At 64.7% G+C, this 26,465-nt stretch carries 27 protein-coding genes; 15 read left to right on the forward strand and 12 right to left on the reverse strand.

Annotated features, from left to right (window positions below):
- Positions 1-4: 4 nt before the first annotated feature.
- The 7 genes from cobA to DEH84_RS06480 all read right to left on the reverse strand — a co-directional run bounded on the left by cobA (position 5) and on the right by DEH84_RS06480 (position 7,247).
- A complete protein-coding gene (gene cobA / locus DEH84_RS06450; RefSeq protein WP_109035831.1) occupies positions 5-832 on the reverse strand; it encodes a uroporphyrinogen-III C-methyltransferase in 828 nt (275 codons plus the stop codon).
- Positions 833-865: 33 nt separating this feature from the next.
- A complete protein-coding gene (locus DEH84_RS06455) occupies positions 866-2,191 on the reverse strand; it encodes a sulfate adenylyltransferase subunit 1 (RefSeq protein WP_109035833.1) in 1,326 nt (441 codons plus the stop codon).
- Positions 2,191-3,144 (reverse strand): sulfate adenylyltransferase subunit CysD, encoded by a 954-nt coding sequence (gene cysD, locus DEH84_RS06460; RefSeq protein ID WP_109035835.1) that lies wholly within the window; start codon positions 3,142-3,144, stop codon positions 2,191-2,193. Before cysD ends, DEH84_RS06455 begins: the two co-directional genes overlap by 1 nt.
- Before the next feature lie 18 nt (positions 3,145-3,162).
- Entirely contained in the window at positions 3,163-3,912 is a 750-nt protein-coding gene (locus tag DEH84_RS06465) for a phosphoadenylyl-sulfate reductase (RefSeq protein ID WP_109035837.1), read from the reverse strand.
- A gap of 51 nt (positions 3,913-3,963) precedes the next feature.
- On the reverse strand, positions 3,964-4,470 hold the full coding sequence (locus DEH84_RS06470; RefSeq protein ID WP_109035839.1) for a DUF934 domain-containing protein: 507 nt from the start codon (positions 4,468-4,470) through the stop codon (positions 3,964-3,966).
- Between the two features lie 26 nt (positions 4,471-4,496).
- Entirely contained in the window at positions 4,497-6,206 is a 1,710-nt protein-coding gene (locus DEH84_RS06475; RefSeq protein ID WP_109035841.1) for a nitrite/sulfite reductase, read from the reverse strand.
- A 66-nt stretch (positions 6,207-6,272) separates the two neighbouring features.
- The gene (locus DEH84_RS06480; protein WP_109035843.1) at positions 6,273-7,247 is read right to left on the reverse strand and encodes a sulfite exporter TauE/SafE family protein; all 975 of its coding nucleotides are present in this window, start codon (positions 7,245-7,247) and stop codon (positions 6,273-6,275) included.
- A 219-nt stretch (positions 7,248-7,466) separates the two neighbouring features.
- Between DEH84_RS06480 and DEH84_RS06485 the strand changes: the two genes are divergently transcribed.
- Positions 7,467-8,264, forward strand: coding sequence for a patatin-like phospholipase family protein (locus tag DEH84_RS06485; protein ID WP_342755631.1), 798 nt, complete (start codon positions 7,467-7,469; stop codon positions 8,262-8,264).
- Between the two features lie 14 nt (positions 8,265-8,278).
- Here the strand turns inward: DEH84_RS06485 and DEH84_RS06490 are convergent, their stop codons facing one another.
- Entirely contained in the window at positions 8,279-8,710 is a 432-nt protein-coding gene (locus DEH84_RS06490) for a DUF192 domain-containing protein (RefSeq protein ID WP_109038247.1), read from the reverse strand.
- A 159-nt stretch (positions 8,711-8,869) separates the two neighbouring features.
- Between DEH84_RS06490 and DEH84_RS06495 the strand changes: the two genes are divergently transcribed.
- From DEH84_RS06495 to DEH84_RS06535, 9 genes are all read left to right on the forward strand, one after another.
- The gene (locus DEH84_RS06495; protein WP_109035847.1) at positions 8,870-11,296 is read left to right on the forward strand and encodes a heavy metal translocating P-type ATPase; all 2,427 of its coding nucleotides are present in this window, start codon (positions 8,870-8,872) and stop codon (positions 11,294-11,296) included.
- 7 nt (positions 11,297-11,303) lie between these two features.
- A complete protein-coding gene (gene ccoS, locus DEH84_RS06500) occupies positions 11,304-11,480 on the forward strand; it encodes a cbb3-type cytochrome oxidase assembly protein CcoS (RefSeq protein ID WP_109035849.1) in 177 nt (58 codons plus the stop codon).
- Positions 11,481-11,528: 48 nt separating this feature from the next.
- Positions 11,529-12,965 carry a cytochrome-c oxidase, cbb3-type subunit I gene (ccoN, locus tag DEH84_RS06505; RefSeq protein ID WP_109035851.1) on the forward strand — a complete coding sequence of 479 codons (1,437 nt, stop codon included), beginning with the start codon at positions 11,529-11,531 and terminating at the stop codon, positions 12,963-12,965.
- Between the two features lie 16 nt (positions 12,966-12,981).
- On the forward strand, positions 12,982-13,614 hold the full coding sequence (gene ccoO, locus DEH84_RS06510) for a cytochrome-c oxidase, cbb3-type subunit II (protein ID WP_109035853.1): 633 nt from the start codon (positions 12,982-12,984) through the stop codon (positions 13,612-13,614).
- 12 nt (positions 13,615-13,626) lie between these two features.
- Positions 13,627-13,764 (forward strand): cbb3-type cytochrome oxidase subunit 3, encoded by a 138-nt coding sequence (locus tag DEH84_RS06515; protein WP_109035855.1) that lies wholly within the window; start codon positions 13,627-13,629, stop codon positions 13,762-13,764.
- Positions 13,765-13,778: 14 nt separating this feature from the next.
- On the forward strand, positions 13,779-14,714 hold the full coding sequence (ccoP, locus tag DEH84_RS06520) for a cytochrome-c oxidase, cbb3-type subunit III (protein ID WP_109035856.1): 936 nt from the start codon (positions 13,779-13,781) through the stop codon (positions 14,712-14,714).
- Between the two features lie 138 nt (positions 14,715-14,852).
- Positions 14,853-16,328, forward strand: a complete 1,476-nt coding sequence (ccoG, locus tag DEH84_RS06525) for a cytochrome c oxidase accessory protein CcoG (protein ID WP_109035858.1) — start codon at positions 14,853-14,855, stop codon at positions 16,326-16,328.
- A gap of 23 nt (positions 16,329-16,351) precedes the next feature.
- Positions 16,352-16,615, forward strand: coding sequence for a nitrogen fixation protein FixH (locus DEH84_RS06530; protein ID WP_218929766.1), 264 nt, complete (start codon positions 16,352-16,354; stop codon positions 16,613-16,615).
- 93 nt (positions 16,616-16,708) lie between these two features.
- Entirely contained in the window at positions 16,709-16,999 is a 291-nt protein-coding gene (locus DEH84_RS06535) for a hypothetical protein (protein WP_179950620.1), read from the forward strand.
- Positions 17,000-17,076: 77 nt separating this feature from the next.
- On the opposite strand, the gene fnr is transcribed toward DEH84_RS06535, so the two are convergent.
- A complete protein-coding gene (gene fnr, locus DEH84_RS06540) occupies positions 17,077-17,793 on the reverse strand; it encodes a fumarate/nitrate reduction transcriptional regulator Fnr (RefSeq protein ID WP_245932755.1) in 717 nt (238 codons plus the stop codon).
- Positions 17,794-17,999: 206 nt separating this feature from the next.
- Between fnr and hemN the strand changes: the two genes are divergently transcribed.
- The 3 genes from hemN to icd all read left to right on the forward strand — a co-directional run bounded on the left by hemN (position 18,000) and on the right by icd (position 21,660).
- Entirely contained in the window at positions 18,000-19,409 is a 1,410-nt protein-coding gene (gene hemN, locus DEH84_RS06545; protein ID WP_109038249.1) for an oxygen-independent coproporphyrinogen III oxidase, read from the forward strand.
- 24 nt (positions 19,410-19,433) lie between these two features.
- Positions 19,434-20,261: a sulfite exporter TauE/SafE family protein gene (locus tag DEH84_RS06550; RefSeq protein ID WP_109035862.1), complete on the forward strand. Its 828-nt coding sequence runs from the start codon at positions 19,434-19,436 to the stop codon at positions 20,259-20,261.
- A gap of 145 nt (positions 20,262-20,406) precedes the next feature.
- Complete coding sequence (icd, locus tag DEH84_RS06555; RefSeq protein WP_109035864.1) at positions 20,407-21,660, forward strand: NADP-dependent isocitrate dehydrogenase; 1,254 nt, start codon at positions 20,407-20,409, stop codon at positions 21,658-21,660.
- 116 nt (positions 21,661-21,776) lie between these two features.
- Here icd and DEH84_RS06560 read toward each other — a convergent pair whose 3' ends face one another.
- Positions 21,777-22,070, reverse strand: coding sequence for a cold-shock protein (locus tag DEH84_RS06560; RefSeq protein ID WP_109035866.1), 294 nt, complete (start codon positions 22,068-22,070; stop codon positions 21,777-21,779).
- Positions 22,071-22,413: 343 nt separating this feature from the next.
- Between DEH84_RS06560 and clpS the strand changes: the two genes are divergently transcribed.
- On the forward strand, positions 22,414-22,767 hold the full coding sequence (gene clpS / locus DEH84_RS06565) for an ATP-dependent Clp protease adapter ClpS (protein ID WP_109035868.1): 354 nt from the start codon (positions 22,414-22,416) through the stop codon (positions 22,765-22,767).
- On the forward strand, positions 22,764-25,085 hold the full coding sequence (gene clpA / locus DEH84_RS06570; RefSeq protein ID WP_109035870.1) for an ATP-dependent Clp protease ATP-binding subunit ClpA: 2,322 nt from the start codon (positions 22,764-22,766) through the stop codon (positions 25,083-25,085). The genes clpS and clpA overlap by 4 nt, the downstream gene beginning before the upstream one ends.
- A 77-nt stretch (positions 25,086-25,162) precedes the next feature.
- Here clpA and DEH84_RS06575 read toward each other — a convergent pair whose 3' ends face one another.
- Together DEH84_RS06575 and DEH84_RS06580 are read right to left on the reverse strand one after the other, a co-directional pair.
- Positions 25,163-25,957, reverse strand: a complete 795-nt coding sequence (locus tag DEH84_RS06575; protein ID WP_109035872.1) for a UDP-2,3-diacylglucosamine diphosphatase — start codon at positions 25,955-25,957, stop codon at positions 25,163-25,165.
- 4 nt (positions 25,958-25,961) lie between these two features.
- Complete coding sequence (locus tag DEH84_RS06580; RefSeq protein ID WP_109035874.1) at positions 25,962-26,462, reverse strand: peptidylprolyl isomerase; 501 nt, start codon at positions 26,460-26,462, stop codon at positions 25,962-25,964.
- Between the last annotated feature and the right edge of the window lie 3 nt (positions 26,463-26,465).

Here is a 26,465-nt window from a genome sequence, read left to right on the forward strand (position 1 = left end):
GGCTTCAGCCCTGAGAACCCGATGCGCTTTCGCCGCAGATCGGGATGTGGGTCAAAGGTTCGTCAGGAATATCGGTGGCGCCAGCCCCCACGATGACGAGCGTTGGTCGCCCGGCATGGATGGCGCTGGCGTCGTCCAGTGTGGCCACGGTGTGCAGACTGTGGCGCATGTCGGGCCAGCCTGCACGCGAGACCACGCTCACCTCGGTGTCGCCGGGCCAGCCGGCCTCCAGCAACCCTTTCGACAGCGGGGCCAGTTGGCGACCCGCCATGTAGAACACCTCGGTGTCCGCGCGCTGGCCTGGGCCCATGCCGCACTGCAGGTCGCCCGTGCGTGTCATGGCGGTGGTGAAGCTCACGCTGCGGCCGGAGCCGCGCCGTGTCAGGGGACGTTGTGTGGCGGCCGCTGCAGCGAGCGCTGACGTCACACCGGGCACCACCTCGGAAGCAATGCCGGCGTCGCGCAGCGCGTGCAACTCTTCTTCCAGCCGGCCGAACAGGCTGGGGTCGCCACCCTTGAGCCGCACGACCAGCCCCCGTTCGCCGTGCGTGGCACCCACGGCCAGCGACTGCTCGACCAGCAGGCGGTTGATCCGCGTCTGACCGTTGAAGTCGCTGCCTTCCTTGCCGGAAAAACCGCGCTTGCCCACGTCGATCCAGTCGGCCTGGGGAGCCAGATCCCGCAGCGTGGCGTCAGCCAGTGCGTCGAACAGCACCACGTGCGCCTGCGACAGCAGCCGGCTGCCACGCACCGTGATGAGGTCGGCCTCGCCCGGGCCGGCGCCGATGAAAACCACTTTGGCCGTCTTGAGCGAGCAGGGCTTGGATTCCACGATGAGAAGGCGCAGCGCGCGTGAAGTGAAAGGTCAGGCAGCCTGGACGAGCAGGGCGCCGCTGGTGCGGTTGGTCGTGGGGTCTACCACGATCAGTGCGCCACCGACACGGTTGCTGGCATAGGGCTCGACGGGCAGCGGCTGCTGGGTCTGGATCTGCACACGACCGATCTCGTTGACGGCCAGCTCGTGCGCGTCGGTGTCTTCCAGCGTGTGGATGTCCAGCCGGTTGTCGATCGACGTGATGCGTGCCTGCACCCAGCGGTTGCCGTGACGCACCCAGTACTTGCGACCGACCACGGCGGGTTCGGTGTCCAGCCAGGCCAGCGTCGCGGTGAAGTTGGCCGTCGGTTTGATGGAGCCCGGCGTGTGGATCCAGTCGCCGCGCGAGATGTCGACCTGGCGGTCCAGCACGATGCCGGCCGACTGGCCCGCTTCGCACTGGTCGACCACCAGCGCCGAGTGGCGCACTTCGGCCACGATGGCCGTCTCGCCGCTCGGGAAGATCTGGACTTCGTCGCCGGCCTTCACCGCGCCGTGTGCAATACGACCCCAGAACGCGCGGTACTGGTGGCCGGTGCCCGAGGCCGAGGCTTCGCCTTCGCCCACGCTGTCGCGCGTCACGTACTGCACCGGGTGCAGCAGGGCGCCGTCGTGGCGCTCGTCGCTCGGCGGCAGCTGCTCCAGCACCTGCAGCAGGGTGGGGCCGTTGTACCAGGGCCAGTTGGCGCTTGGGGTGGTCACGTTGTCGCCGCGCAGGGCCGACACGGGGATCACGCCCTTGTTGACGATGCCTGCCTGCTCGGCAAAGGCTTCCAGCGAGGCCTTCACGTTGTTGAAGGCGGTCTCGGTGTCCTGCTCGATGGCGTCCAGCTTGTTGATGGCGAACACGATGTTCGGCACGCGCAGCAGGTGGGCCAGCAAGCTGTGACGGCGCGTCTGGGCCAGCAGCGGCACCGGCGAGGCCTTCCAGTCGATCTTGGTGATGTCGACCAGCACCACGGCGGCATCGCTGCCGGCGGCGGCCGTCACCATGTTGCGGGTGTACTGCTCGTGGCCCGGGGCGTCGGCAATGATGAACTTGCGCGTCTTGGTCGCGAAGTAGCGGTAGGCCACGTCGATGGTGATGCCCTGTTCGCGCTCGGCTTCCAGGCCATCGGTCAGCAGCGACAGGTCGATCGGGGCACCGGCGGCGCGCTTTTCCAGCGCATCCAGCTGGTCGGCCAGGATGGCGCGGCTGTCGAACAGCAGGCGGCCGATCAGCGTGCTCTTGCCGTCGTCCACGCTGCCGGCGGTCAGGAAGCGAAGGGCCTTGTGAGCCAGTTCAGTGCTGGCTTCGTTGTGGGTCACAGTGCTCATCAGAAATAACCTTCCTTCTTGCGGCGCTCCATCGAGGCCTCGGACGTGCGGTCGTCCATGCGGGTGGCGCCACGTTCGCTCACGGTCACGTGCAGGGTCTCGGCGACGATGTCGGCGGCGTTGGCGGCCGTCGATTCGACCGGGCAGGTGCACGTCATGTCACCCACGGTGCGGAAGCGCACGTCCACCGTTTCGACGGTCTCACCTTCCAGCGCCGGCGTCACCTCGGTCAGCGGCACCAGCAGGCCCTTGCGACGGATCACCTGGCGGGCGTGCTTGAAATAGATGTTGGGCAGCGGGATGCCTTCGCGGGCGATGTACAGCCACACGTCCAGCTCGGTCCAGTTGCTGATGGGGAAGGCGCGGAAGTGCTCGCCCGGCTTGATGCGGGTGTTGAACAGGTTCCACAGCTCGGGGCGCTGTTCCTTGGGCTGCCACTGGCCGAAGCTGTCGCGGTGCGAGAAGATGCGCTCCTTGGCGCGGGCCTTCTCTTCGTCACGACGGGCGCCGCCGATCAGGCAGTCGAAGCGGTTGTCTTCGATCGCTTCCAGCAGGGTCACCGTCTGGTGGCCGTTGCGCGATTCCAGCGGGTGGGCCAGGCGCACGGTGCCCTTCTTGATCGACTCTTCCATGTGCGCCACGATCAGGCGCTCGCCGATCTCGGCCACGCGCTTCTCGCGGAAGTCGATCACTTCCGGAAAGTTGTGGCCGGTGTCCACGTGCACCAGCGGGAAGGGCAGCTTGCCTTCCAGCTTGCCCGTGGCCGGGTTCTTCATCTTGAAGGCCTTCTCGGCCAGGTGCAGCACCACGCACGAATCCTTGCCGCTCGAAAACAGCAGGCCCGGGCGCTCGAAGCTGGCGGCCACTTCACGCAGGATGAAGATCGCTTCCTCTTCCAGCGCGTCCAGGTGGCGGTGGTCGACTTCCGCCAGCAGTTGGTTCACATCACTCATCTTGTTCTCGCTCTTGAATCACTTGTGGACGTGCAGGCCGCATTCCTTGGCCTTCTCGTCTTCCCACCACCAGCGGCCGGCACGGAAATCCTCGCCGACGGCAATGGCGCGCGTGCAGGGGGCGCAGCCGATGGACGGCATGAACTGGTCGTGCAGCGGGTTGTAGGGCACGTGGTTCACCGCCACGTAGTGCCACACATCGCCCCAGGTCCACTCGATCATCGGGTTGAACTTGGCGCGGCCGGCATCGTCCACCTCGCGGTCCAGCATGCCGCCGCGGTTGTTCGATTGCTCGCGGCGCAGGCCGGTGATCCACGCGGTGCGCTCGGCCAGCATGCGCGCCAGTGGCTCGAGCTTGCGGATGCCGCAGCAGGCCTTGCGCAGGTCGATGCTTTCATACATGGCCTTCTCGCCGTGCTGGCTCACGAACTCGACCACGGCCTCGTTCTTCGGGCGATACACCTCGACATGGATGCCGGCGTCGGCGTAGTGCGTCTCGATCGTGCCGATCAGCGCTGCCGTTTCCGGGTTCAGCATGCCGGTCTCCAGCGTGCCAATGGCGATCGGCAGCTGGTGGCGGGCGATCAGGTCGGTGACGATCATGTCCTCGACGCCCAGGCTCGTGGCCTGCACCACCTTGCCCGGGTGCTCGAAGGCCGCGGCCTTCAGCAGGGCCACGGTGGCCTGAACCTTGGTCGCGTAGTCGGCGCTCGGGTTGTTGTAGAGGCCGATCGCCGATCCGGCGGCAGCCGCAGGCCCGCCCAGCATCGATACGCCTCCAATGGCAGAAACCTCACTCATCGTGCTCTCCAGTCCGGTTCAGGCCGCACGGCCGAAGACCGGCTTGGTCTGCTGCACGTCGCCCTGGTAGTGTCCGCGTGCGCCAAAGAAGCTCAGTTGACGCTCCGCAATGCCGCGGTCCTGATCGGCACGCAAGACCACGGCATCGAAGCCCGTGCGGGCCATCAGCGGCATCATGTCGACCAGCACGTCGCCGGTGGCGCGCACTTCGCCGCCGAAGCGGTAACGGGCACGGAGGATGTGGGCCTGCGTGTAGGCGCGGCCGTCGGTCCACTTCGGGAACTGCAGCACGACCAGGTCCAGCTTGGCCAGGTCAGCTTCCAGCACCTCGATGTCGACGTCGTTGCCGACGATGACGCCAACCGGCTTGTGGTCGGCCGAGCCCTTGGCGGGCCACTGCTCGCGCACGGCGTGCCACTGCGCCAGCGTCAGCAGGCTGTAGGACTTGACGGGGGGATGCGACATCGGGCCGTCTTCGCCGCCCACGGTGTGCCACTGGTCGTGGTGGGGATCGATGAATTTCATGGTCTGTCTCTTTCGCGGCGAGGGGCTCAGGCGGCCTTGGCGGTCGTGCGGCGCACGGCGTTGGCGGCGGTCTTGAACGGGTCGATGCCGACGCGCTTGACGGTGTCGACGAAGCGCTCGTTGGCTGCCCGCTGGCTGCGGTAGGTCTCGATCACGGCCTCGATCACGTCGGTGACCTCGTCTGCCGAGAACGACGGGCCGATGACCTTGCCGGCCACGGCGCCCGGCGCCAGATTGGAGCCGTCCGAGCCGCCCAGCGTCACCTGATACCACTCGGTGCCGTCCTTGTCGACGCCGAGGATGCCGATGTGGCCGCTGTGGTGGTGGCCGCACGAGTTGATGCAACCCGAGATGTGCAGGTCGATGTCGCCGATGTCGTAGAGCTCATCCAGATCCTGATAACGGGCGATCAGGTCGTTGGCGATGGGGATGGAGCGGGCATTGGCCAGGGCGCAGAAGTCGCCGCCCGGGCAGGCGATCATGTCGCTCAGCAGGCCGATGTTGGGCGAGGCAAAGCTGTTCGCCTTGGCAGCCTTCCACACGGCAAACAGGTCTTCCTCGCGCACGAAGGGCAGCAGCACGTTCTGGTCGTGCGTGATGCGCAGCTCGCCGCAGCTGAACTGGTCGGCGATGTCGGCGATCGCGTCCATCTGGGTGTCGGTGGCATCGCCCGGGGCCTGGCCCACGCGCTTGACCGACAGGTGCACGCTCTTGTAGCCCTGCACCTTGTGGCCCACTACGTTGCGCGCCAGCCACTTGGTGAACTGGGTGCGGTCTGCGTCGGTCGCGTCGGCAGGCAGGCCGTTGCCGGCGGGCAGGTGCGCCTGCACCGAGGCCGGGAAGGCGAAGCTGGCGTTCACGCGGTCGAATTCGGCCTGCGGGATGATGTGGGCGGCACCGTCCACGTCACGCTCAAGGATGTTCTGGAACTCGGCATTGACCTGGTCGAAGAACTTCTGGCCTTCGGCCTTGACCAGAATCTTGATCCGCGCCTTGTACATGTTGTCGCGGCGACCATAGCGGTTGTACACGCGCACGATGGCCTCGATGTAGACGAGGATCTGCTGCCAGGGCACAAAGGCGTTGATCTCGGTGGCCGTGATCGGGGTGCGACCCATGCCGCCGCCCACCAGCACGCGGAAGCCCACTTCGCCGGCGTCGTTCTTCACCAGGTGCAGGCCGATGTCATGCCAGGCGGTGGCAGCGCGGTCTTCCTTGGCCCCGTTCACGGCGATCTTGAACTTGCGCGGCAGGAAGGCGAACTCGGGGTGCAGCGTGGACCACTGGCGCAGCACTTCGCAATACGGGCGGGCGTCGATGACCTCGTCTTCGGCCACGCCCACGGTCGCGTCGGCCGTGATGTTGCGGATGCAGTTGCCCGAGGTCTGGATGCCGTGCATGTTGACTTCGGCCAGCAGCTCCATCACGTCGGCGGCCTTGGCCAGCGGAATCCAGTTGTACTGAACGTTCTGGCGGGTCGTGAAGTGGGCATAGCCGCGGTCGAACTCGCGCGCGATGCGCGCCAGCTGGCGGATCTGTTTCGACGACATCTCGCCATAGGGCACAGCCACGCGCAGCATTGGCGCATGGCGCTGGATGTACCAGCCGTTCTGCAGGCGCAGAGGGCGGAATTCTTCGTCGCCCAGCTTGCCCGCGAGGTTGCGCTCGAGCTGGTCGCGAAATTGCGCCGCGCGCTGGCGGACAAACTGTTTATCAAACTCGGTATATTGATACATGGTGCGCAGCGAGGGAAAAGCGAATCAGACCGCGAGGGTTAAAGCCTGCAGTGAAGTTGAAAACAGTCAGCCGAGAGCCCGGTACAGATTGTAGAGGCTGATGCAGGAGATCACTCCGCCTACCAGCATCAGCAGCGTCCGGGTGTTGAGCCGCTGCGTGAGGAAGGCCGCAAACGGCGCGGCAAAAAGCCCCCCGACCACCAGCCCGGCGACCGTCGGCCACGGCCCTTCCTCGACCAGGCCGGCAAACACGGCGGCGCTGGCAAAAGTCAGGAAAAACTCTGCCAGGTTCACCGAACCGATGGTGGTGCGTGGATCCTGGCCCGTGCCCACCAGCGTCGTGGTCACGACCGGACCCCAGCCGCCACCGCCCACCGCATCCAGAAACCCTCCGAACAGCCCCAGTTTGGCAACGTGCTTCGGGGTTTCACGGCGCGGCGTGATTTTCTTGAAAATCTTGCTGACGATATACAGGCCCATGACGAACAAATAGGCGGACACGATGGGTTTGATGACGGCCGAATCCACCGACGAAACCACCCAGGCGCCCAGGCTGGCACCCAGAATGCCGGGTACCAGCAAGCGAAGAAACAGCGAGCGGTTCACGTTCCCCAGCTTCACGTGCGAGATGCCCGAGACGCCGGTCGTGAACACCTCGGCGATGTGCACACTGGCCGACGCCACAGCGGGCGTGCTGCCGGTGGCGAGCAGAAAGGACGTCGACGTGATGCCGTACGCCATGCCGAGCGCGCCATCCACCGTCTGCGCCAGAAGGCCGACCAGGACCGCCTTCCAGAACGCGTCACCTTGCAGGGTGCTCGCGATGAGCTGCATGCCCGTCTGTTCGTGTTGCCCGTTGAAGAGCTTCGATGCGAGGTAGGCGAGCACGCCAACCAGCAGGAACCCCACCGCCCACACGGCGATGCGCAGCACCGGATGGTTGGACGGGTGGGTGATGTCGTCTTCGACCGGGGGCAGCCCGAGCGCCGTGTGCTCCGCATTGATCGGGTTGTCGGAGAGGTCGAGGTTGCGGATCTTCATGGAACTGCGCGATGGGAAGCCCGGCGGCGCGTGACAATGTGGGAGAGCTGCGGATGCTATCGATCAACTATATAAAGACGAAGAACATTTATGGAAGTTGCACATAACTTCTGGGTATTAAGGCGTTTGGCTGGATGCCTGGCTGTCGCTTCGGTCGCGTTGTTGGCGGGCTGCGGCGTGTTGCCGTCGGGGCCTGCCGCGCCTGTCACGCCCGCCGTGGTGCAACCGAAACCCGCACCCAAGCCGCCCCGGATCGGGGTGGCGCTGGGGGGCGGTGCCGCCCGCGGCTTTGCCCACATCGGCGTACTTCAGGTGCTTGAGGAACAAGGCATCCGGCCCGATGTCGTCGTGGGCACGTCGGCGGGGAGTGTGGTGGGGGCCCTCTATGCGGCGGGCAAGACCCCGACCGAGCTCGCCACCATGGCCATGTCGCTCGACGAGTCTTCCATCACCGACTGGGTCTTCCCGGGGCGCTCCCTGTTGAAGGGCGAGGCGCTCGCCAGGTTCGTCCGGACCCACACCGGTGGCAAGAACATTGAAGCGATGCGCGTTCCCCTCGGCATCGTCGCCACCGACCTGCAGAGCGGTCAACCCATCCTCTTCCGCCGAGGCGATGTCGGCACGGCCGTGCGGGCTTCCAGTTCGGTCCCCGCGGTGTTCGAGCCGGTTCGCATCTCGGGTCGCGAGTACATCGACGGTGGGGCGGTGTCTCCCGTCCCCGTCCGCTTCGCCCGCCAGATGGGCGCCGACGTTGTCATCGCGGTCGACATCTCGGCCATCCCCGAAGGCATGCCGGTCAAGGGGCCGGTCGACATCCTGCTGCAGACCTACAACATCATGGGGCACGCCATCAGCCAGTTCGAACTGCAGGATGCGGACGTGGTGATGCGCCCCAAGCTCGAAGGCATCGGCAGCACGGAATTCAGTGCCCGTCGCCTCTCCATCCTCGCTGGCCGTGAGGCCGCACTGATGGTTCTGCCGCAACTCAAGGAGCGGATTGCCGCCCGCACACGGTGAGCGGTGGTCAGGCTTCAGCGGGGTGTGCCGAAAGGCGCCCCGCTCAGCTTGCTGCCCGGCTTGATCCCTTTGCGCGCAAACCAGCCAGCGTTCATTTCCAGCACGTGGCGCACGGGCCGCGTCGAGCAGTGGGACTCCAGCGTCTGCGGTGCCATCTCGTCCAGGTTGACCACGGTGCCGTCGTCTGCAATGAACGCGACCGACAGCGGAATCAACGTGTTCTTCATCCAGAAGCACTGTTGCCCCGGCCGGTCGAAGATGAACAGCATGCCGTCGTTGGGCGCCATCTCCTTGCGGAACATCAGCCCGATCTGGTGCTGCTCTGGCGTCGAAGCCACCTCGGCGCGGATGTTGTGCATGCCGGCGCCCAGGGTGATGGTGGGCAGCTTCTGAGGGGCCGACTGGGCCCGGGGTGTGGTTGTCCACAGCAGGGCTGTGGCTGCCATCGCGGCCACCCCCCATTTCAGCCGTTCTTGAAACACAATCTCGGTTCCTCGTTGACCTTGCTCAGGGTCGGGTTCTGCCCAGCCCTTACAGTGCCGCCTCTGCCAGTCCTTCCTGGCTTTCCGCCCTCGCACCGAGCCAGACTGTAGCAGCGCCCTCCCATGCCTCCCTCTGCCAGTACCGCCTTCCCGTCGGGTGAAGCCGCCGCGCCCCTGCCCGGCGTGGCGCTGCCGCCGTTGCCGCCCCTGACCCCTTCCCAGGCGGCGGGGCTCGACGATCCGGACCTGCTTGCGCAGTGCGTGCTCGAGGCGCCGCTTGGCAGCAGCCAGCGCCGCATCGGCCTGGGTCTGTCCGGCATGTACTGCGCTGCGTGTGCCATCACCATCGAGACGGCGTTGCTCAAGGTGCCCGGCGTCTCCGACGTCCAGGTGCAGTCTGCCTCTCAGCGCGCACGCATCCTGATCGACCCGGCCCGTGTCCGGCTGTCCGAACTGGTCGAGGCGGTGCAGCGGGTGGGCTACAAGGCCTGGCCCGACTCGGCTGCGCGCGCGGGGCATGAGCGCCTGCGTGAGCGGCGCAAGCTGCTGTGGCAGCTTTCCGTGGCGGGCTTCTGCATGATGCAGGTGATGATGATCACCTGGGCGCAGTACGTGGCCTCGCCGGGCGAAATCCCGGCCGACATCTGGCAGTTGTTGAACTGGGCCTGCTGGGTGCTGAGCCTCCCGGTGATGCTGTTTTCCTGCGGGCCCTTCTTTGCTGGCGCCTGGCGCGCTGCGCGGCAGGGCAGGGTGGCGATGGACACGCCGGTCGCGATCGGCATGGCGGCCGCCTTCATTGTCAGCACCGGCGTCACTTTCGGGGCGCAGGACGTCTTCGGGCCCGATGCCTATTTCGACTCCCTGACCATGTTCGTCACCTTCCTGCTGGCCGGGCGCTGGCTGGAAATGCGCGCGCGTGAGCGGGTGACGCAGTCCCTGGAGGCGCTGTGCCTGCGCCTGCCGGAAGCGGTCGACCGGGCCGTTGGCGTGTCGGCCGACCCGGCTGCGGCCCCGCCGGACTGGACTGCGTGCCAGACCGAATCCGTGGCCCTGTCTGCGCTGCAGCACGGCGACTGCCTGCGGATCGCCGTGGGGCAGTCCTTCCCGGCGGACGGGCAGATCCTCGATGGTCGCACGGAGGTTGACGAGTCGCTGCTGACTGGCGAATCGCGCGCCGTGCCGCGGGTGGCGGGGCAGGTGGTGGTCGCGGGCAGCATGAACCTCGGCGCCCCGGTGTGGATGCGTGTCGAGCGCCTGGGCCCGGACACACGCTATCAGCAGATCGTCTCACTCGTTCAACAGGCGTTGACCGAAAAGCCGGGCTGGATGCGCACCGCCGACCGCATGGCCGGTCCCTTTCTGTGGATGGTGCTTTTTCTGGCGGGCGCTGGCGCACTCGCCTGGCAGTGGATTGACCCCTCGCGCGCAGTGTGGGTGGCGGTTTCCGTGCTGGTCGTCACATGCCCCTGTGCCCTGTCCCTGGCCGCGCCGGCGGCGCTGCTTTCTGCGGCTGGCGCGCTGGCGCGCCGCGGCGTTCTTGTTCGCAGGCTGGACGCGATCGAAGCCTTGTCTGCCGTGTCTCGCGTCTACTTCGACAAGACCGGCACACTCACCGAGGGCGAGCTGAGTCTGGTCGCCCTTGAATGGCAGGGGCGGCGTCACGATGAATGGCGCACCGCCGTCTTCGCCGAGCCGCTTGCGCGCGCCGCTGCCCTGGCCGCCTGTTCGCAGCACCCGCTGTCGCGGTCCCTCGTGGCCGCGGTCCAGGCCTGGCAGCCCGTGCACACACGCAGTTGGCAGGACTTGCACGAAGAGGCGGGCAAGGGGGTTCAAGGGCGCGATCCCACAGGCCGCGTCTGGCGCCTGGGCTCTGGTGCCTGGGTGCTGGGTCCCGACCCTGTGTCGTCCGCGGCCCGTGTGTGGATCGCCCCGCTCGATGCCCAGGGCCAGGGCGTCCAGGACGAGGCACTGGGCTTCGTCTTCGACGAGGTCTTCCGCACCGAGGCGGCCCCCGCCTTGCAACAATTGCAGCAACTCGGGTGCGAATCGGCTTTGCTTTCCGGCGACCAGCACGAGCGTGTGGTCGCTGCAGCCCGCCATCTGTCGACCGGTGCCGAGCCCCTGGCGGCCCGCTCCCAGGCCACGCCCGAAGACAAACTCGAAGAGATCCGCCAGGCGCAGGCCGCGGGGCACCGCGTGGCCGTGGTCGGCGATGGCATCAACGACGCCCCCGTGCTCGCCAAGGCCGATGTGTCGGTGGCCCTGGACCAGGGGGCTGCGTTGGCCCAGTCTCAGGCCGACTTCATCGTGCTGGGGGGGCGGCTGCTGGGTGTGCCCGCTGCGGTGACCGTGGCGCGACGTGCCATGCGCATCGTCCGGCAGAACCTGTTGTGGGCCGCTGCCTACAATTTCACATGCATTCCGCTGGCCCTGATGGGCCTGCTGCCCCCGTGGCTGGCGGGCCTCGGCATGGCGCTGAGTTCGCTGTTCGTGGTGCTCAACGCGCTTAGACTCGGCGCCCATCCGGCGGGCTCCCGCCCTTCAGCCTGATCACGCCATGGAAATCCTCTACGTCCTGTTGCCCGTTTCGGTCCTGCTGGTGCTCGCCATCCTGGCCATCCTGGGATGGGCGGTCCACTCAGGACAGTTTGAAGACATCGAGCAGGAAGGCATTCGCATCCTGTCTGATGAGTCTCAAAAAGTCGAGGATAACGTTGAGCGTCATCAAATTTAGGCGGGGGTTTGCCCTCACAATTCGCGCTGTAACTTAGGAGAAGAAGAGATGGCATCCACCCACTCTGCCACGTACAACGACACGGTTGTCCGGCAGTTCGCCATAGCGGCCGTCCTATGGGGCGTCGTCGGTATGGCCGTCGGCGTCCTCATTGCGTCCCAGCTGGCCTGGCCGGAACTCAATTTCGGGATCCCCTGGCTTTCCTACGGTCGACTGCGACCCCTGCACACCAATGCGGTGATTTTTGCGTTCGGTGGCTGTGCCCTGTTCGCAACGTCCTACCACGTTGTGCAAAGAACGTGCCAGACGCGCCTCTTCGCAGGCCCTCTGGCCGCTTTCACGTTCTGGGGTTGGCAACTGGTGATCCTGCTGGCGGCCATCTCGCTGCCCCTGGGCTACACCAGCGGCAAGGAATACGCCGAGCTGGAATGGCCGATCGACATCCTGATCACCCTGGTCTGGGTGGCTTACGCTGTCGTCTTCTTCGGCACCATCGGGATGCGCAAGGTTCGCCACATCTACGTGGCCAACTGGTTCTACGGCGCCTTCATCATCGCCGTGGCCCTGCTGCACATTGTCAACAGCGCTGAAATCCCCGTCAGCCTGACCAAGTCCTACTCGGTGTACGCCGGTGTTCAGGACGCCATGGTGCAATGGTGGTACGGCCACAATGCCGTGGGCTTCTTCCTGACGGCAGGCTTCCTGGGCATGATGTACTACTACATCCCCAAGCAGGCCGGCATGCCCGTGTACTCGTATCGCCTGTCGATCGTGCACTTCTGGGCCCTGATCTTCACCTACATGTGGGCGGGTCCTCACCACCTGCACTACACCGCGCTGCCTGACTGGACCCAGTCCGTCGGCATGGTGTTCTCGCTGATCCTGCTGGCTCCCTCCTGGGGCGGCATGATCAACGGCATCATGACCCTGTCGGGTGCCTGGTACAAGCTGCGCGACGACGCGATCCTGAAGTTCCTGATCGTGGCCCTGTCGTTCTACGGCATGTCGACCTTCGAAGGTCCGATGATGTCCATCAAGACCGTGAACTCGCTGTCGCACTACACCGACTGGACGGTCGGCCACGTGCACTCGGGCGCCCTGGGCTGGGTGGGTCTGATCTCGATGGGCTCGCTGTACTACCTGATCCCGCGCATGTTCGGCCGCACCACGATGTACTCGGTGCAAGCCATCTCGCTGCACTTCTGGGCTGCCACCATCGGCATCGTGCTCTACATCGCTGCGATGTGGATTGCCGGTGTGATGCAGGGCCTGATGTGGCGCGCTGTGAACCCGGACGGCACCCTGGTGTACTCCTTCGTCGAAAGCGTGAAGGCAACCTATCCGTTCTACGTGATCCGCGTCGCGGGCGGCCTGCTCTACCTGGGCGGCATGATCCTGATGCTGTGGAACACCGTGATGACTGCCCTGGCTGGTCGCGCCGTGGATGCGCCGATCTCGGCCCAGGCTCAGCCGGCTCACGCCTGATAACAAGGAGAACAACATGGCTGATCACAACCACAAGCCTGCGCTCTTCTCCCACGAGAGGATCGAGACCAGCAACTTCCTGATGATCGTGCTCACGCTGGTCGTCGTGGCCTTCGGCGCCCTGGTCGAAATCGTGCCGCTGTTCTTCCAGCACAGCACGACCCAACCCGTGGAAGGCCTGAAGCCCTACACCGCGCTCCAGCTGGCCGGTCGCGACGTCTACCTGCGTGAAGGCTGCTACGGCTGCCACTCGCAGATGGTTCGCCCCTTCCGCGCCGAGACCCTGCGTTATGGCCATTACTCGATGGCCGGCGAGTTCGTGTACGACCACCCCTTCCAGTGGGGTTCCAAGCGGACCGGTCCCGACCTGCACCGCGTGGGCGGCAAGTACTCGGACGAGTGGCATCGTGCCCACTTGATCAACCCGCGTGATGTGGTGCCCGAGTCCAACATGCCGGCTTACCCGTGGCTTGCCGAAAGCAAGCTGCAGGACGGTCCTGCCGTGGCGCCCCGCATGGAGGCCCTGCGCAAGGTCGGTGTCCCGTACACCGACGCAGAGATCAAGGCCGCCGACGAGGAGGTCAAGGGCAAGACCGAGCTGGAAGCCGTGATCGCGTACCTGCAGGTCCTCGGCACCGCCGTCAAGTAAGGAGCAGCGCACATGGACATCATCGATGTGAGAAGCCTCTTCACGGTGGCATGCCTGTGCGTTTTCGTGGGCATCGTTGTCTGGGCCTACGCGCGCAGCAACAAGGCTCAGTTTGAAGAGGCAGCCCAGCTGCCTCTCGCAGAAGATTGACTGGAGGCTCAGACATGAGCGACTTCATTTCGAATGGATGGGCGTGGTATGTCACGGCCATCGTGGTGTTCGGCCTGGTGTATTGCGCGTTCGTCCTGATCGGCGCGGCCAAGCACAAGGTTGTCTACGATGCACAGGGTAATGTCGACAAGACGACCGGCCACGTGTGGGACGGTGACCTGCGCGAACTGAACAACCCGCTGCCTCGCTGGTGGCTGTTCCTGTTCATCTTCACGCTGATCTTCGCCATCGGCTACCTCGTGCTGTACCCGGGTCTGGGTGCCAACCCCGGCAAGCTGAACTGGTCTTCCACGGGCCAGCTCGAAGCCGAGATGGTCAAGGCCAAGGTCGAGCAGGACAAGATCTTCGCCAAGTTCAAGAACGCCTCGGTCGAAGACCTGGCACGCGACCCGCAGGCTCAGGCCATCGGCGAGCGTCTGTTCCTGAACAACTGCGCAGCCTGCCACGGCTCGGACGCCAAGGGTGCCAAAAGCTTCCCCAACTTGACCGACGGTGACTGGCTGCACGGCGGCTCGCCCGAGAAGATCATCGAGACCATCACGCTGGGTCGTCGTGGCCAGATGCCTCCGATGGCTGCCGCTGTCGGCACCCCGGACGAAGTCCGTCAGGTGGCGAACTACGTGCTGAGCCTGTCCGGTTCGGGCCACAACTCGATCCTGGCTGAACTCGGCAAGGCGAAGTTCAAGGCAGCCTGCGCAGCCTGCCACGGTGCGGACGGCAAGGGCAACCAGGCCATCGGCGCGCCGAACCTGACCGACAAGGTCTGGCTGCATGGCTGGGGCGAAGAGGCCATCCAGCACATCGTCAACAACGGCAAGGTCAACGTGATGCCGGCCCAGAGCCCGCGTCTGTCGGAAGACCAGATCAAGATCGTGGCGTCCTACGTGTGGGCCCAGTCTCATCCGGTCAAGACCGCGTCGGCCAAGTGACCTGTGACAGGCCGGGCCCTGCGCCCGGCAAAGCTTGACACGCGTCAAGCTGGATCCGAAAGCAAAGAACGGCGGAGGATGGATCGTGATACCCTTTGGGGTATCCGGCCTCCCCGCCGTCAGTCATTTCTGCAAGCCATGTCAGAGCCAGCCAGTCCCTCCGCAGACACCAAGCGCGTCATCCCCATCCAGCCCGCAGCGTCTCAGCAGCGGCGCGAAGAAACGGTGTCGCTGTACAAGAAGACCGAGAAGATCTACGCGCGCGAGGTGTCCGGTTGGTTCAGCCGCTGGCGCTGGGTGCTCGTGTGGGTGACGCAGATCGTCTTCTACGGCACGCCCTGGTTGATGTGGAATGATCGCCAGGCGGTCCTGTTCGACCTGGGCACGCGGCGCTTCTACCTCTTCAATCTGGTTCTCTACCCGCAGGACCTGATCTACCTGACAGCCCTGCTGATGATTTCGGCATACGGGCTGTTTCTGTTCACGGCGGTAGCCGGTCGGCTGTGGTGCGGTTACGCGTGCCCCCAATCGGTCTATACCGAGATCTTCATGTGGATCGAGCGCAAGATCGAAGGCGATCGCACGCGCCGCATGAAGCTCGACAAGGCACCCTGGTCCATCCAGAAGGTCTTGCGCAAGACCGGCAAGCAGGTTGCCTGGATCACGGTGTCGCTCTGGACGGGCTACACCTTCGTCGGCTACTTCACGCCCATCCGTGAACTGGCCCAGGCCGTGATCAGCTTCGGTCTCGGCCCCTGGGAATCCTTCTGGATCCTGTTTTACGGCTTTGCCACCTATGGCAACGCCGGCTACATGCGCGAGCAGGTCTGCAAGTACATGTGCCCGTATGCGCGCTTCCAGAGCGCGATGTTCGACCGCGATACGCTGATCATCAGCTACGACGAGAAGCGTGGCGAGCCGCGTGGATCGCGCTCCCGCAAGACCGACGCGAAGGCGGCAGGGAAGGGTGATTGCATCGACTGCACCCTGTGCGTCCAGGTGTGCCCGACCGGCATCGACATCCGCAAGGGCCTGCAATACGAGTGCATCGGTTGTGCCGCCTGCATCGACGTGTGTGACTCGGTCATGGACAAGATGGGTACGCCGCGTGGCCTGATCCGCTACGCCACCGAAAACTCCATGGACAACGGTTGGGGTCGTGCGCAGATGTGGGCGCGTGTGGCGCGCCCCCGTGTGCTGATCTATACCGCCATCCTCTTCGCGGTGATTGCGGCGTTCATGTACAGCATCTATAGCCGACCTCTCTTCAGGGTCGACATCGTCCGCGACCGCGGGGCTCTGGCCCGGGTGGTGGATGATGGCTATGTGGAGAACGTCTACCGCGTGCAGTTGATGAATGCCAGCGAGCAGGTGCAGCGTTACCGGATCGGTGTGGAGCAGCTGACCGCTGCACGGGTCGAAGGGGGCGAGAACATCGTCCTCGGCCCCGCAGAGGCCCGCTGGGTGCCCGTTGCCGTGCGCGTGCCGCCCGAAGTGGCCGCCCGGATGGGCACCGGTGCAAACAGCATGACCTTGCTGGTCGAGCAGTTGCGGCACGGTGACCGCCCGCAGGTCGACATCCGCGAGCGAACCACTTTCATGGTCCCGCGCTGAGCGGGCCTTCACGGAGAACCCTCATGTCTGAACAAGCCCTTGCCTCCGAGCAGCCTTCGGCGCCGGTGTCCCAGCCCCCCTGGTGGAAGCTTCCGATCGTGTGGATGGTGATCGGCGGGCCGCTGGCCGTCGTCGTGGCCTCCTTGTTCACGGTCGGCATCGCCGTCAAGAACGTGGATCCGGTGCTGGACACATCCAAAGGCCAGGTGTCTTCCACGAACGAGTTGCCCGCGGTGAAGGCGCGCAACCATGCGGCTGAAGGCAGCACCCAGCCCGCGGAGCGCTGAGTGCGCCCCCGCCTGCGGGTAAATCCCGCAGGCAAGCCCGCCCGACTGGCGGAACATCAGGTCGTGTCCCTATTCCTGTGAGAGGAGTGCCGCATGACACAGCGTAGCTTGCACGCTGCCCAGATCCTCTGGCCCGCGTTCTTGGTCGCCGGGCTGCTGGAGATGCTGGTGTTTGCCTGGGTGGATCCCGGCATGCTGCAGATCGGCAGCTGGTATCCGGATGCCGACACCGTCTACAGCCTGACGTTCCTCGCCTTCTGGGCCTTGATTGCCCTGGCTACGGCGGCGTCGCACTGGCTGATGCGCCATGACGAGGTCGGGGCCAGACGGATCGAGCGGCGCGTTCGGCGGTCTCGCCATGGGCACGCTGCAGCGCGTCCCTGACTTCTGCTGCTTCGCCCCGCCGAAAGTAAAAACCCGCCAGCGGCGGGTTTATTCAAAGGCACATCAGGGATGCGGAATCAGCACCGCACGCTGTTGACCAGTGCGCGCAGGCCTGCTTCGTCGGTGATGCGGATGTCGCGCTGCTTGACCTCAAGCAGGCCTTCGTCCTGAAACTTCGAGAACGTGCGGCTCACGGTTTCGAGCTTGAGGCCCAAGTAGCTGCCAATCTCTTCCCGCGTCATGCGGAGCACCAGCGCCGAGGCTGAAAAACCACGCGCATGCAGGCGCTGCGTCAGGTTGAGCAGGAAGGCGGCCAGCCGCTCTTCGGCGCGCATGCTGCCCAGCAGCAGCATGACGCCGTGGTCACGCACGATTTCGCGGCTCATGATCTTGTGGAACTGGTGCTGCAGATCCGAGAACTCGCGCGACAGGTCTTCCAGCTGCGCATACGGGATCACGCAGACCTGAGAATCTTCCAGCGCAATGGCGTCACAGGCATGGCGGTCGGTGCTGATACCGTCCAGGCCCAGCAACTCGCCGGCCATCTGGAAGCCGGTGACCTGATCGCGCCCATCCTCGGAGGAGATGCGGGTCTTGAAAAAGCCGGTGCGCACCGCATAGACCGATCGGAAGGCATCGCCCGTGTGGAACAACGCGTCGCCCCGCTTGACGGTCTTGCGCGTGGCCACGAGCGAGTCCAGATGGCTCAGCTGCGGCTGGCTGAGCCCCACAGGGAGGCACAGCTCACGCAGATTGCAGCTGGAGCAGGCAACTTTGAATGCTTCGTATTTCATTGCACACGACGAACCGTTGGTGGAGCCCTTGCTCGAAGAGCGGCATGCGTCGGTGTTGCTCTGGTCCAGGACGGGGATGGTGTTATTCAACATGAGGAACCTCAAGGTCTTCCTGATTGTTGCCCGATCCCCGGACTCGAGGTTGAGGCAGATCAACCCGCAGCACTGCCAGTTTGGCACAGACTCCGTATATGAGCGACCAGGCCATGATAACCATTCAACCCGCCCCCATCATCTCGAGCGAGGTGCTGACTCGACTTGACGTGTCCGGACCACGCTACACCTCGTACCCGACGGCCGATCGGTTTGTGGAGGCCTTCGGGCCGACCCAGCACCGCCAGGCGCTCGTCCAGCGCAGCGAAGGGGCGGGGGCCATGGCGGGCGGTGCCGTGCCGCTGTCGCTGTATGTCCACATCCCGTTCTGCGAGTCGGTCTGCTACTACTGCGCCTGCAACAAAGTGATCACGCGCCACCATGGTCGGGCCACCGAGTACCTGGAAGCGCTTCGCTCCGAGGTTCAATTGGTGATCAACCAGATTGGCCGCGGTCAGGCCGTGTCGCAGTTGCACCTGGGTGGCGGCAGCCCCACCTTCCTCAGCGATGACGAGCTGGAAGGCCTGCTCACCATGCTGCAGGACGCCTTCCGTTTCGTGCCGGGCGGCGAGTACGCCATCGAAGTCGACCCTCGCACCGTGGATGCCGCGCGACTCAAGCGCCTGGCGGCCATGGGTTTCAACCGCTTGAGCCTTGGTGTTCAGGACTTCGATCCGCTGGTTCAGCAGGCCATCCACCGGGTCCAGCCCTATGAAATGGTGGCCGAGCTGATGAAAGCGGCCCGCGCCGAGGGATTCGATTCCATCAACATGGATCTGATCTACGGTCTGCCCAAGCAGACGCCCGAGCGCTTTGCACACACGCTGGACCAGGTGATCGGGCTCCGTCCGGACCGTGTGGCCGTGTATGCCTACGCACACCTGCCGCAACGCTTCAAGCCGCAACGTCGCATCGACGCAGCTGCGCTGCCGGCGGGCGCCGACAAGGTCGGGATGCTCGCCTCGGCCATCGACCGCTTTGGTGCGGCGGGCTACGACTACATCGGCATGGACCACTTTGCGCTGCACGATGACAGCCTGGCGGTGGCCCGTCGCCAGGGGCGCCTGCACCGCAACTTCCAGGGCTACAGCACCCACCCCGACTGTGATGTGATCGGTCTGGGCGTCTCTGCCATTGGCCGCGTCGGACCGCACTACATGCAGAACGCCAAGTCGCTGCCCGAGTATTACGACGCGCTGCGCCGCGGTGAATTGCCCACCGTGAGAGGCCTCACGCTCTCGCGCGATGACCTGGTGAGGCGTGCGGTCATCATGGCCATCATGTGCCAGGGCCGGGTGGACTTCGAATCCATTGAACTCGCCTACCTGGTCGATTTCCGGCAATACTTCGAGGCTGAGATGCGCCTGCTGGAACCGCTCGTGGAGTCGGGGTTGGTGCAAGTGGAGTTCGACGGTGTCCGTGTCACGGCGCTCGGCTGGTATTTCGTGCGAGCGATCGCGATGGTGTTTGACCGCCATCTGCAGATGGACAAGGCGGTCGAGCGATTCTCCCGAATCATCTGACCCGTCTTGCGTGAAGGGGCCGACATGCTGTCTGGCCTCTTGATCTCCGCCTTCCTGATGGGACTGGGCGGGCTGCCTCACTGTGCCGTGATGTGCGGCGCGCCCTGTGCTGCCGCGTTTCCGAAGGGGCTGCCCGGTTTGGCACTCGTCGGCCGGGCCCTGGGTTACGCGTTGCTGGGCGGCGTGGCTGCCGCCTCCGCGGGGCTTGTCGCATCCTGGGGGCGCGAAATTGCGATCCTTCAGCCGTTCTGGGTCATGGCCCAGTTCGGTGCGGTGCTGTTCGGCCTCTGGCTGCTCTGGAAGGGGCGTGTGCCGGCGTGGCTCGACCGGTTCGGCATCGACCTCTATCACCGTCTGCGCAGGCGGTTCGCATCGTCCGGGGCTCTTGGCGACGGCCGGCCGAGCGCACGGCGCGCAGCCGTGCTGCTGGCCGGGATGCTGTGGGCGCTGATGCCTTGCGGACTGTTGTATGGCGCGCTGATGGTGGCGGTCCTGGCGCCGTCCGCGTGGGGTGGTTCCCTGGTGATGCTGTCGTTCGCGGTGGCCAGTTCCGCAGGGGTCTGGTTTGCCCCGGCTTTGCTCGCATGGCTGCGCCGCCGCTTCACGGGGCGTGCGCAGAGCGCGCAATCACCGAGCGGCGTGGGCGGGCTCGCGCCGGCCGGCGCGGCGCCCGTGCTCTGGCTGCAGCGCGACGGCACGGCGGCGGCCGCAAGCAGTGCCAACGCGGGTGCTGATGGCGCACCAATCGATCCGCGCTGGGCGCTCCGGGCATCGGGCTTGCTGCTCGCGGCGATGGCGGCATGGGGACTGTCGCATCACCTGGTGGCGCAATGGCGTGCCTGGTGCGCCTGACACGTCATTCCAACACCTGGGCAGACCGCTGTCCATCTGGTCAGTCCTATATAAGATTTGACTGTCCGGTGGCGTAGAATCGTTCCGCCTTGCCGACATCCATGGCAATGTTTTTCTCGGACACGCCAAACGCGGAGACCACGACATGTACCAGCACATCAAGGTGCCCGAAGGTGGGCAGAAGATCACGGTCAACCCGGACTTCTCGCTCAATGTTCCCAACAACCCGATCATTCCTTACATCGAGGGCGATGGCACCGGCTTCGACATCACGCCGGTGATGATCAAGGTGGTCGATGCCGCGGTCGCGAAAGCCTACGGCGGTCAGCGTCAGATCCACTGGATGGAGATCTACGCCGGCGAGAAGTCGACCCGCGTGTACGGTCCCGACGTGTGGCTGCCGGAAGAGACGCTGCAGGTCCTGAAGGACTATGTCGTGTCGATCAAGGGCCCGCTCACGACCCCGGTCGGTGGTGGCATCCGCTCGCTGAACGTGGCCCTGCGCCAGGAACTGGATCTGTACGTCTGCCTGCGCCCGGTGACCTACTTCAAGGGCGTGCCTTCGCCCGTGAAGGAGCCGGAAAAGATCGACATGGTGATCTTCCGTGAGAACTCGGAAGACATCTACGCCGGCATCGAATTCGAAGCGCAGAGCGACAAGGCCAAGAAGCTGATCAACTTCCTGCAGACCGAGTTCGGCGTCAAGAAGATCCGCTTCCCGGAAACCTCGGGCATCGGCATCAAGCCCGTGTCGAAGGAAGGCACCGAGCGCCTGATGCGCAAGGCCATCCAGTACGCCATCGACAACGACAAGCCCAGCGTGACGATCGTGCACAAGGGCAACATCATGAAGTTCACCGAAGGTGGCTTCCGTGACTGGTCGTACGCGCTGGCACAAAGCGAGTTCGGCGCAGAACTGATTGACGGCGGCCCGTGGTGCAAGTTCAAGAACCCGCGGACGGGCAAGGACATCGTCATCAAGGACGCCATCGCCGACGCCTTCCTGCAGCAGATCCTGCTGCGCCCGGCCGAGTACAGCGTGATCGCCACGCTGAACCTGAACGGCGACTACATCTCTGACGCCCTGGCTGCCCAGGTCGGCGGCATTGGCATTGCCCCGGGGGCGAACCTCTCCGACAGCGTGGCGATGTTCGAAGCCACCCACGGGACGGCACCGAAGTACGCTGGCAAGGACTACGTGAACCCCGGTTCCGAGATCCTGTCGGCAGAAATGATGCTGCGCCACATGGGCTGGTTCGAAGCCGCTGACCTGATCATCAGCTCGATGAACAAGGCCATCCAGAGCAAGAAGGTCACGTACGACTTTGCTCGCCTGATGGACGGTGCCACGCAGGTTTCCTGCTCGGGCTTCGGTCAGGTGATGATCGAGTCGATGTAAGTCTGGTTCGGCACCATCGGGTGCCGTTCATCAAGGCGCCAGCTGGCGCGTTGAAACAAGAAAGCCCGCTTGTGCGGGCTTTCTTCATGGCGGCATGGGCTGCCGTGGGAGCAGGGTCAGTGCGGCAGGCTCCTGCCCGCCGACGCGTGCTCGCGGAAATGCAGGTCACTCAGGGCGTCTGCCGTGAGGTCACCCGCGGTCGCGCCATCCATGGGCTGGATGTTCTGCGCCATCATTCCCTTCGGCCCGGCCACCAGGTCGTACCTGACCTTGGAGCCCTGCTTGAGGGTGCGAAAGCCGTCCATCTGGATGGACGAGAAATGGGCGAACACGTCGCCGCCCCCTTGATCCGGTTCGATGAAGCCGAAACCTTTGGCGTCATTGAACCACTTGACAGTGCCTGTGGCCATACTGCCCCTCCTGTTAATTTGTTCTCATTTTCTGGGGGTGTCAGCGCCCGTGTCAAGCGCCACAAAGGGGTGCTGTCCGAATTGCCGATCGGTATGTTTCGTGATTCTTGTGTACGTAACTGCTTGAAACTTCTGCAGTTTGGATGGTCCTCCGGTGTTGCGCGCTTCGAGTCAGGTCACATGGCCGTAGTGGACGGCGGGGTATTCCCGTGGACATTGCCGGGGCTCGTGCGGGAAAGAATAAAAAGCACGGTGAGGGTTGCGAATTTCCTGCCCTTGAACCCGGGTCGGACACCCCAAGATGACATGGCATGAGGTGAGGGGCTCCCGTAGAATCTTTTTCATGACCAATCCGTTACACCCGATCCTGATGGCCAAGCCGGAAGGGCCCGCAGAGGACGGGCAGGGTGCGGCTGTGGCCGAGAAGGAAGAACTCGCGCTCGAACCGCCCCGACTGTTTCAGGTCGTCATGCTGAATGACGATTTCACCCCCATGGAGTTTGTTGTCTTCGTGTTGCAGGAACACTTCCGTCACGACATCGAGACCGCAACCCAGATCATGCTCAAAATCCACCACGAGGGTCGTGGTGTGTGCGGCGTCTACACCAAGGACGTCGCGGCCACCAAGGTCGAACTCGTTCTTGCCGCCGCCCGTCAAGCCGGGCATCCCTTGCAGTGCATCCTGGAGACCGCATGATTGCGCAAGAGTTGGAAGTGAGTCTGCACATGGCCTTCGTCGAGGCTCGGCAGCAGCGCCACGAGTTCATCACCGTGGAGCATCTGCTGCTCGCCCTGATCGACAACCCCTCTGCTTCCGAGGTGTTGAAAGCCTGCGCCGCCAATCTGGATGAGCTGCGCAAGAACCTGGACCAGTTCGTCCGGGACAACACGCCGACCGTGGGGGGCACCGACGAGGTCGACACCCAGCCCACGCTCGGATTCCAGCGTGTCATCCAGCGCGCGATCATGCACGTCCAGTCATCTGGCAGCGGCAAGAAGGAGGTCACCGGGGCGAACGTGCTGGTGGCGATCTTCGGGGAGAAGGACAGCCACGCCGTGTATTACCTGCATCAGCAGGGCGTCACGCGTCTCGACGTGGTGAACTTCATTGCGCATGGCATCCGCAAGGCCGATCCGCCCGAGGCAGCGAAGTCGAGCGGTGCCGAGCCGTCCCAGGTCGACGCCGAGAAGGACGAGGGTGAGGGCAAGGCTTCTCCGCTGGAGCAGTACACCCAGAACCTCAACCAGCTGGCCCGCGAAGGCAAGATCGATCCGCTCATCGGGCGCGAGTCCGAGGTCGAGCGCGTGATCCAGGTTTTGTGCCGTCGCCGCAAGAACAATCCGCTGTTGGTGGGTGAGGCCGGTGTGGGCAAGACCGCGATCGCGGAGGGCCTCGCCTGGCGCATCACCCAGAACGATGTGCCAGAAGTGCTGGCCGATGCCGAGGTGTTTGCCCTCGACATGGGCGCGTTGCTCGCTGGCACGAAGTACCGCGGTGATTTCGAGCAGCGACTCAAGGCCGTGATCAAGCAGCTCAAGGAGCAGGCGGGCGCCATTCTGTTCATCGACGAGATCCATACCCTCATCGGGGCTGGCGCGGCGTCGGGTGGCACGCTGGACGCGAGCAATCTGCTGAAGCCGGCATTGAGCTCGGGGCAGCTGAAGTGCATCGGCGCGACCACCTTCACCGAGTTCCGGGGTATCTTCGAGAAGGATGCGGCCTTGTCGCGCCGTTTCCAGAAGGTCGAGGTGGTGGAGCCGTCGGTCGAGCAGACCATTGAGATCCTCAAGGGCCTGAAGTCGCGCTTCGAAGAGCATCACAGCGTGAAGTACGCGCTGGGAGCCCTCCAGGCCGCTGCCGAGCTGTCTGCCAAGTTCATCAACGACCGGCATCTGCCTGACAAGGCGATCGACGTCATCGATGAGGCGGGGGCTGCGCAACGCGTGCTGCCCAAGAGCCGTCAGAAGAAGACCATCACGCGTGCCGAGGTGGAGGAGATCGTTGCGAAGATCGCCCGCATCCCGAGCACCAGCGTGTCGAACGACGATCGCTCGAAGCTCAAGACGCTCGACCGCGATCTGAAGAGCGTGGTGTTCGGTCAGGACGCGGCCATCGATGCCCTTTCGGCGGCCATCAAGATGGCCCGCTCCGGGCTGGGCAAGCCTGACAAACCCATCGGTGCCTTCCTGTTCAGCGGCCCGACCGGCGTCGGCAAGACGGAGGTCGCCAAGCAGCTGGCTTACATCCTGGGCATTGAGCTGATGCGCTTCGACATGTCGGAGTACATGGAGCGCCATGCGGTGAGCCGTCTGATCGGGGCGCCTCCGGGCTACGTCGGGTTCGACCAGGGTGGCCTGCTGACCGAGGCGGTGTCGAAGAAGCCGCATGCGGTGCTGCTGCTTGACGAGATCGAGAAGGCCCACCCGGACGTTTTCAACATCCTGCTGCAGGTCATGGACCACGGCACGCTGACGGACAACAACGGTCGCAAGGCTGACTTCCGCAACGTGCTGATCATCATGACGACCAACGCGGGCGCGGAGACGCTGCAGAAGTCCACCATCGGCTTCACCACACAGCGTGAGATGGGTGACGAGATGGGCGACATCAAGCGCACCTTCACGCCGGAGTTCCGCAACCGCCTGGACGCCATCGTGGGCTTCAAGCCGCTGGATGAGGAGGTCATCCTGCGCGTGGTCGACAAGTTCCTGCTGCAGCTGGAAGGCCAGCTGGCCGAGAAGAAGGTCGAGGTCACGTTCACCGATGCGCTGCGTCGCCACCTGGCCAAGCGCGGTTTCGACCCGCTGATGGGCGCGCGTCCGATGCAGCGGCTGATCCAGGACACGATTCGTCGTGCACTGGCCGACGAACTGCTGTTCGGCAGCCTCGTCGACGGCGGGCGCCTGACGGTGGATGTGGTCGACAACGACAAGGGTGAGCCTGAGGTCAAGCTCGACATTCAGCCGAACAAAAAGAGCGACAAGACCAAGCCCGAGGCGGCCACAGCCGAGTGATCCCGGTTAGGCGCTGAAAGCACAACGCGGCCTCCGGGCCGCGTTGTCGTTCTGGGCTTTGCTTCAGAGCGAGGGTGTCAGGCTGTCACGGGGTGCCGGGAGAAGCCCTCGGCAGTGAGTCGAAGCACCTCGGCCCGGGGCGCTCCGTGGTCGAGGTCCCAGTCCATCGTGACGTGTCGCCAGCGGGCCATGCCGTCTTGCAGTCCGCCGAAGGGGGTGCTGGCAGGCCGGTGTGTGTGGCCGTGAACCAGGGTGTGGGCGCCTGCCGCGTCCAGCCAGGCCTCTGCGGCGGCTTCATCGACATCGGCCCATTCTTCTCGCGCCTGCTGTTGCTGGTGCGCCTGACTGGCTTCCCGCATGCGACGTGCCTGATCCAGCCGTGCGCCGAGCGGCGCGGCCAGGAAGGCTTGCTGCCAGGCTGGCTGGCGAACTTGCGCCCGAAACTGCAGATACGCAGTGTCGGCCAGGCACAGGCTGTCACCATGGATGAGCAGGTGGCGCTGCCCAAAGGCTTTCAGCACGGTCGGGTCGCCGAGTGGGTGGGCCGCACAGGCCTGTAGCATGTCTTCGCCCAGCAGGAAGTCGCGGTTGCCAACCATGATGGCAAGGTGGCGTCGCTCACCGAAGGCTCGCAATGCCTGAACGCAGCCGGCTTCAAAAGGCTCGCAGCGCATGTCGTCGCCCACCCAGGCTTCGAATAGGTCGCCCAGAATGAGCACGGCATCGGCTGGCGTGTCCTGCAGGTAACGTGCAAACGCATCGCGCGTGCGAAGCAGGCCCTCATGCAGGTGCAGGTCGGACACAAAATCAATGCACCGCCACGAGGGCGGTGCAGTGAGGATGTCCGGGGCGGGGAAGGGGGGCTTCCCCATCGCGTCAGACTTCGGTGGCCTTCGTGATCACCACGTCGTCCAGCGGCACGTCGTCATGGAAGCCCTTGCGACCCGTGCGGACCTTCTCGATCGCGTCGACCACTTCGGTGCCGGCCACGACCTTGCCGAACACCGCATAGCCCCAACCCTGGGCCGATTCCGACTTGAAGTTCAGGAAGTCGTTGTTGGCGGCGTTGATGAAGAACTGGGCGCTGGCCGAGTGCGGTGCGCTGGTGCGGGCCATGGCAATGGTGTACTTGTCGTTCTTCAGGCCGTTGTTGGCCTCGTTCTGGATTTCGCCGCGCGTGGCCTTCTGCTTCATGCCGGCCTCGAAGCCACCGCCCTGGACCATGAAGCCCTTGATGACGCGGTGAAACACGGTGCCGTCGTAGTGGCCGGCGTTCACGTATTCCAGGAAGTTGGCAACGGTGATGGGGGCCTTGGCCTCATCGAGTTCCAGGCGGATCACGCCAGCGGTGGTCTGAAGTTCAACGGTCTTGGTCATGGC

The sequence above is a fragment of the Aquabacterium olei genome, assembly GCF_003100395.1.
GTDB lineage: Bacteria > Pseudomonadota > Gammaproteobacteria > Burkholderiales > Burkholderiaceae_C > Aquabacterium > Aquabacterium olei.